At 32.4% G+C, this 7,046-nt stretch carries 6 protein-coding genes; 1 reads left to right on the top strand and 5 read right to left on the bottom strand.

All coding sequences use genetic code 11. From position 1 onward, the window contains the following. Positions 1-249: 249 nt before the first annotated feature. The 5 genes from ITJ86_RS16910 to ITJ86_RS16930 form a co-directional block, all read right to left on the bottom strand. Complete coding sequence (locus ITJ86_RS16910; protein ID WP_195872834.1) at positions 250-1,383, bottom strand: acyltransferase family protein; 1,134 nt, start codon at positions 1,381-1,383, stop codon at positions 250-252. 73 nt (positions 1,384-1,456) lie between these two features. Continuing rightward, a complete protein-coding gene (locus tag ITJ86_RS16915; protein WP_195872835.1) occupies positions 1,457-2,329 on the bottom strand; it encodes a LytR/AlgR family response regulator transcription factor in 873 nt (290 codons plus the stop codon). Positions 2,330-2,481: 152 nt separating this feature from the next. Then, the gene (locus ITJ86_RS16920; RefSeq protein WP_195872836.1) at positions 2,482-3,318 is read right to left on the bottom strand and encodes an NmrA family NAD(P)-binding protein; all 837 of its coding nucleotides are present in this window, start codon (positions 3,316-3,318) and stop codon (positions 2,482-2,484) included. Between the two features lie 91 nt (positions 3,319-3,409). Next, a complete protein-coding gene (locus tag ITJ86_RS16925; protein ID WP_195872837.1) occupies positions 3,410-4,261 on the bottom strand; it encodes a helix-turn-helix domain-containing protein in 852 nt (283 codons plus the stop codon). A gap of 604 nt (positions 4,262-4,865) precedes the next feature. Then, a complete protein-coding gene (locus tag ITJ86_RS16930) occupies positions 4,866-5,750 on the bottom strand; it encodes a serine hydrolase domain-containing protein (RefSeq protein WP_195872839.1) in 885 nt (294 codons plus the stop codon). 2 nt (positions 5,751-5,752) lie between these two features. Between ITJ86_RS16930 and ITJ86_RS16935 the strand changes: the two genes are divergently transcribed. After that, positions 5,753-6,481, top strand: coding sequence for an SOS response-associated peptidase (locus ITJ86_RS16935; RefSeq protein ID WP_195872838.1), 729 nt, complete (start codon positions 5,753-5,755; stop codon positions 6,479-6,481). The last annotated feature ends 565 nt before the right edge of the window (positions 6,482-7,046 follow it).

The following is a 7,046-nucleotide window of genomic DNA, read 5'->3' on the forward strand; positions in this document are numbered from 1 at the left end:
GGTAGCTTTTTTTTCGCCAGTGTTCATTTTGTGTTTTCATAAGTGACTGTAATTAATTGCTTAATTTTTAGTCAACCTATTTCAGGAAAGTTCATTGGTCAAAATGTTGCACAACGATTTAGCATATGGTTTATTTCGTGTTTAATTCACTAATTTAGCAAATAAAAACCGAATAGAATATTACGCAGGAATATTCGTAAGCAAGCTAGAAACTAGCAATAAAATATAAGCATTGTTGGCGGTAGTTGTTTATTTAGGTTTGTTTTTCATTCCAAAAAGAACTCTGGTAATTCTGAAGGGATAAATCATAAAACGATATATAAGTACGATTGCAAGAAATGAACTTATAAAAAGAATTAATATTTTAAGTGGAATATTAAGTTCGAGCTGAACAATGTAGTATGCAAAAACTACAATTGCTGTTTGGTGCAAAATATAAAATGGGTAAATAGCCTCGTTCATTTTCTTTAGCCATAAACTTGGTTTGTTAAAGTGAATTTGACCATATCCTAATAAGGTCAAGACAAAACTCCAACCCAATAAGCAGCACAAGCCATACCAAATATCCCACCTAATAGAAAGGCTTAAATGTGGTTCAATAATATTATTGGGAACGAAATAATAACCATAGAATAAAATTGAACTACTAATAAAAACAATAAAATGAAAGCGTCTAAAATTTTTCAGATTTTCCCAAAATGTTTGAGAGCTAGCAAATAAAATACCCGAAACAAAAAAGTAAGTGTAAAAGGTTGTTTCGGAAAGGTTTGTTAAAGAAGAAGACCCAGTTGGATAATATCTTTTCAGTAGTATGGTTGAAATGATTAACGGAATACCAAATAACAGTAGCCCTATTTTGTAGGACGTCATTTTTTCAAACCATTTTTTAAATCCATAAGATTTTGGGGATTTAAGAAAAATTATCAAAGGTATTGCAACTATCGAAATGACATAAAGGTTTTCTATAAACCAAAGATGATTTGTTTCAAATCGTCCGTCAGCATATATCTTACAATAGGAATTAAATTCATTGATATACTGATAATACGTTTGAGGTGGTACAATAAATAGAACACCAAAAATTAACGGAATTATAAGTCTGCTTGTTCTTTCCTTAAAAAACTTTTTCCAATTGCGTTTAGAGAATGCAAGCACTGTTCCAGTGCCAGATATTAAAAAAAGTAAAGGCAATCTAAATTGTTCAAAATAGACCATAATATTATCCAGCAATTTACTTGATTCGGAATTCATTATATGAAAACCATCGCCATTGAAAGGCATACCTAAATGATGAAAATAAACTGCTAAAATTGCAATTACTCTAAACCAATCTAAATCGTATCTTCTTTTTGTAGTATCCACTAAATCTTGTTTTTTTTGCAACTATAATAACAAAATGAATGTGGTTTTTGGTCAAGTGATAGGTGACAAACTAAAGTGACGAAATGCAAGGTTGTTATTTACTTCTGTTCGAATAAATTCGATTAAACTCTTGAATTCTTGACCGAGAAACAGGAATAGTTCCTTGTGTATATTCTTTCAAATTAAGAACATAGCCTTGGGCATTTCCTGAAATGGATGTAATGGCTTTTAGATTTACAATGTATGAGCGATGTACCTTAAAAATGAAAGAAAAAGCATTTAGTTGGTCGTCAAATTCTTTTAAAGTTAGTCTTTTTAAGTATTTTTCAAATCCGTTTGAGGTACTGAAAAATATTTCGAGATAGTTTCCGTCTACTTTAGCGAAAAGAAAAGTTTGGATATCTAACTCAAATTTTTCTTCCAAGATAGGTGTTTGAATTTGAGCTATTGTATTTACTTCCTTTGTGTTTTGTTGTTGAATTGGTAATTTTTGTAAAACGGTTGAGTGTTTGTAAATCAATCGTTCTAAATTGAGAGGTAAAATGATTATCAAAAGTAAACTGCCAACTAGAAAAGTATTCCGAATTTCTTCCCACAAGTATCTAAAAGACCAATTGTCAGGATTAGTGTAAATAAAATCTCTAATAAGGAAGCTAGCAAGACCTATAAGAAATAGGATTACTGCCAAATGTAAGAACTCTTTACCTAAAGTCCAGTTTTCAATATTTTTCACTGATTTATTTAGAAAAAAAACATACATGAAAGCAATTGGTATTGGAATAACTGAATGCAACACAACAATCCATAAACTATTTATTCTGTGTTCTGAAACATTTACATTAAAAGGTTCAAATAAATATGTAAATAGAAAACTTACTAAGGCCAGAGCACAAAGAATGAAAAGCACTTTTTTTAATTCTTCGTAATAAAAAGGGTAAGGTTTTTTTATGTAGGATTTAATTTTCATTTACTGTATTTCGGTAAAGGACGAATTTTTTATGAGTAGTAGCGAATTTATTTGCGATACTTTTCGGAAAGTAAATTACAAAATAAAAAAGAATAGCGATTTGAATTTTAATTCAAATCGCTATTACTTATAAACGTTGTTGATGGCTATAATTATTGGACTTCAACTTGGTTCCAAATCCCAGTTTCAGCAGTTTTCTGTGCATATTCTAGAAATGTTTTTGCTTTTCTGCCTAGAACTCGTTCAATATCATTAACTACCAGTTGATTCTTTGGATTGGTTAAAACATGACTAAATAAATACTCTATTAACCAAACAACATCATTAGGTATTTGCATTTGCTTCATACCATCAATATACTGTTCTAATGTGATGTCATAGAAGCTTAACTTTCTGTTACTAGTCCTTGAAATGATATTCACAATATCTTTAAACGTGAACAATTCTGGACCAGTTACCTCAATAATTTCACCATTATAAGTATCATCTAGTAATACAGTTGCTGCAACTTCTGCAATATCATTTGTGTCTACAAATGGAATTAAAACATCAGACATTGGCAATGCAACTTCTCCAGAAAGAATAGGATCTAAAAAGAAACTTTCGCTCCAATTTTGGTTAAACCAAGAAGCTCTAACTATTGTATAATCGATTCCAGAATCCATTACAATTTTTTCACAGGTTTCTGCTTCAGTTTCTCCTTTTCCAGAGAGCAAAACCATTTTTTTAACTCCTAATTCTTTTGCTAAATAGGTTAAACTCTGTATCGCTTCTTTAGCTCCAGGAACAGCTAGGTCTGGATAATAGGTAACATACATTTTTTCAATGCCATTTAAAACATTTACCCAAGTGTCTTTATTATCCCAATCAAAGCTTGGTGATGCGCTTCTTGAACCAATTCTAGGCTCAATTCCTTTTTTTTGTAATTGTTCTACTACGCGGCGACCAGTTTTCCCAGTTCCTCCGATAACTAAGATGTTCGTTTTCATAATTTTTGTTTTTTAATTATGATACAAATTTATTGTAGCTATAGGTCCAGAGACTTATTCAAAAAGAATTATGGTTTATTCGAAAAGAATTTTAAGCTTGGCTAGGTCTATAGCCAAACTTTTTTTCAAAAGCATTAGAGAAAGAACCTAAACTTTCATAACCCACAGCCCAAGCGGCTTCTTGGATAGTTTTTTGTTCGTTTTTAATTAAATTATAGGCTTTCTTTAATCGTTCGTTTTGTAAGTATTTAAAAACAGGAACACCAAACTGGGCTTTGAATTCTATTTTAAGTTTATTGGTGTTAGTTCCAATTCTGTTGGCCAATTCTGTTAAGGAAGGTGGATTCTCTAAATCGGATAATAAAATCTCTTGAGCTAGATTGATTTTTTCTAGTTCAGAAATATTTAGTTTTATGTTTTGTTGTTTTGCCAATTGTCCAAAATAGTGAGAAAGTAAAGCTGTGATATGGCTTTTGTAGAACATCATTTTAATCTCGCCCTCGTAAGTATTGCTAAAGAATTGTTCCACTAATAGAAACATTTCTGGGCTCATATTAAATACAGTACCTTCAACATAATGATCTTTTGGGTGTACTAACTGATGTAGAAATTTTTCTAAAAATTGACTTTCTTCACTTGGTAATTTGTCTATGTTTTTAATCGTTGTCGCTATCACCAAGCATTGAAGAGGTTTCAATCTTGAGACATGATGTTCAAACTCCACTTTATCATCAGCGTAAAATGATAAAACCATACCTTTTGTATGATGAAATTCTTTTATTTTTTTATCAAATTTTACGGTAAGACCAACATCACCTGCACCATAAAAGGCGATAGCTATTACAGGCTCGTCAAAAAAACATGAACCTATTAAATTATTATCGGTAGAAGCCTCTTCCAATAAGATTGTGTAATCATTTATATCTATTATTTCACGATTCATTTTTATAAATATCTCATTCGAGTTTAATTATTGCCAACGTGTTGTATATGATTAGTTGTGTTGCAGGGACTAAATTAGTAAAAGAAAACGAACCAAAGGAAAGTCCTAAGGATTTACAGAGTGCGCACAGAACGAACAATTAATTACATGCGTTATTGAACTCAACCTAAAGTTGGCTTCAAGTGATGGTTAGATCAAGATTGGCTACCTTTAAGTATTATTCAATTCTAATATTTAAAGTTATGAAAAAAAAGTAAGCCCCTTATTGTACGGGCCATTCTCTCCCTTCCAGAATTTAAAACGCTCTATTATAAATTCAAGCGTTCCGTCGAACTCTCGGGTAAAAGCCAGAGCACCCTCACCAACTATGCGCGCTGTTTGGCGCACATCTCCCTATATTTTAACTGTAGTCCACTTAATCTAGATCAGGAACAAGTAACGGACTATCTCCACTGTCTCGTCCTGGAATATGGCTACAGGTTAATAATTAAATTTAAGCTGTATTTGTATATACCATTTCAGGTGTTTTAAAATCTTATCGGATTTTCGTAGGTAAGCTTGCACTAGCAATTTGTTTTATACGGCTTAGCCACTGTTATTATTGCTACATATATTTTAGAAGCGTTCTGTATATATCTCTAACCTCTATCATATCATTTTCTGTATTGGATGTATCGACAAGTACGATTATATCCTTTCCATTATTTTTTAAAAAATATGCGTGAGATTTCACTCCTGGATCATTACCGCTATGCCCAATCTTTTCTGAATCTACGCTCCAGAAAACACCATTCTTAGAATCATCTGAGATTGGATCTTTCAGCATTTCTTCATAGCTAGTAGTATTTAATATATTATCCTCACCATTATACCCTTTAATTATCGTAATAAGAAACTTACTGTAATCTTTGATGTTAGTCATAAAACCACCATCACCATAAGTAATTAGTTCATATTCTGGTATTGGGTATCCATACCAATACAATGTGGAAACGTAATCAGGGTAGTAATTTTTTGAAGGCCATCCAGACTGATTCATTTCAAGGGGGTCAAGTATGTATTTTTGAACAAATTGAATGTAATTCTCACCACTTGCTTCTTCAATAACAAGGGCAGCAATATTAGCGCCCATATTGCTATATTTATAAGTACTTCCGGGAAGGTAAGTTGAGAAGTTTTCTTTGTTGTACCAAATTCCATTTTCGCTGTATTGATTTTCAATAAAAGTAGATATTGGCATCCATTCATTCCTATTGAAAAGGTCAACAACTTCCTTTATCTCTTGATTGGTTTCATCAGATAAATCATTGTAAAAAGGCGGGATTTGGTCTTTGAATATATAGGTTCGGTCGTATTGATTACCATCAATAATACTCGAAGTATGGTTCGCAAGTTGCTGGATTGTTATTTTTTCGTTTGGGAAATTGGGGTTATAAATTTTGAAAGGAAAATAGTCGTTAATGTTATCTTTAAGATTTAAATTGAATATTTATGTGTTTTCATACTTCTCAGACTAAAAGCGTGGTGCAATTGGAACAGCGCTATGATGTTCGTTTGGTTGAAGAAGCGTTTCGGGATTCGTTTGATCAGCCACAATATCATTTGAATGGTTTTGCGCATCCTGAACTCTTATTGATTCCGCAGGAAGAGCCTTCGGTGATTGCTCCTGGTCTTTGGGGTATTGTGCCGGATAATAAATCAGCTTCGGGTATTCAGGATTATTATAAGCAAGCGGTGAAATATGGTGGTGGTTTGAATGCGCGTTCTGAAAAGTTGTTTGATCATTTTATTTATAAGCGTTCGGCTTTAAGCCGACGTTGTATTATTCCGGTTACTGGTTTTTTTGAACCGCACGAGCACCAGGGAAAAAAATATCCTTTTCATTTTAAGCATCAACAGGATGAGGTTTTGTCTTTGGCTGGTTTATACACTTTTATTGATGGCGTGATGACGTTTACAATTTTGACTAAATCGGCATCTCCTTTGTTTGCTAAAATTCATAATAAAAAGAACCGCCAACCAGTGTTGCTTTCTGCTGATCGTGAACAGGATTGGTTGAGTGATGGTCTTAATGCTAATGATGTCCAAGACCTCATCGATTTGCCTTTTGATGATGGTTTGCTGAATACTTATCCTGTGAGTCGTGATTTGTTTAGCCCTAAGGTAGATTCTAATGTGGATTGGGTTTTGGAGGAAGTGGATTATAGCTTTAGGCTATAGGCAGTAGACTTTAGGTTGGATTGGTATTTTAGGGATTTGATTTTTGGGTTGTGGGGTTTGAAAGGTTTTTTGAGTTTTGGTTCTAACGGTTTTGTATATGGCTTGTAGCGTACAAATTAGCGATTATTTTCGATTAAGCACAAGCCAGATTTTTATCCCGACGCTTCGAGATACTATTTATCTTTTTTATTGGAAAGTCGTCAAATTTAAAAATTTGGCGACTTTCCAAATCTGCCTTAACTTCGTTTAAGCAACTAATTAGCTATGAGCTATATACGTTGTTGTCTTGCGTATTTTTTCAAATTGATATTTTTTATCATTTATGCAATTGTCTTAAAAAGCTTTGTTCTTTGATTGTGCTCTTAATAATAATAGCGATAACAAAAATAAGAGAAAGAAAACCTGAAATTAGAATGTAAGTATAAAACCCTTTTGAAAAGTAATCCTTAAAGTAAGGTAGTAGCAAATAGAATCCAAATATATAAACTGCAATACAGATTGGTGTAATAACAAAGTTTATCATTTGTCGAGCTTTATAATACTTTTTCAGATAGGCAAAGTAAGA

This window comes from Winogradskyella marina (genome assembly GCF_015645385.1).
Lineage (GTDB): Bacteria > Bacteroidota > Bacteroidia > Flavobacteriales > Flavobacteriaceae > Winogradskyella > Winogradskyella marina.

Bases quoted from the DNA above. Each gene is read 5' to 3' on its own strand.
- ITJ86_RS16915 (WP_195872835.1), bottom strand. From the start codon at position 2,329: ATGAAAATTAAATCCTACATAAAAAAACCTTACCCTTTTTATTACGAA.
- ITJ86_RS16920 (WP_195872836.1), bottom strand. From the start codon at position 3,318: ATGAAAACGAACATCTTAGTTATCGGAGGAACTGGGAAAACTGGTCGC.
- ITJ86_RS16925 (WP_195872837.1), bottom strand. From the start codon at position 4,261: ATGAATCGTGAAATAATAGATATAAATGATTACACAATCTTATTGGAA.
- ITJ86_RS16935 (WP_195872838.1), top strand. From the start codon at position 5,753: ATGTGTTTTCATACTTCTCAGACTAAAAGCGTGGTGCAATTGGAACAG.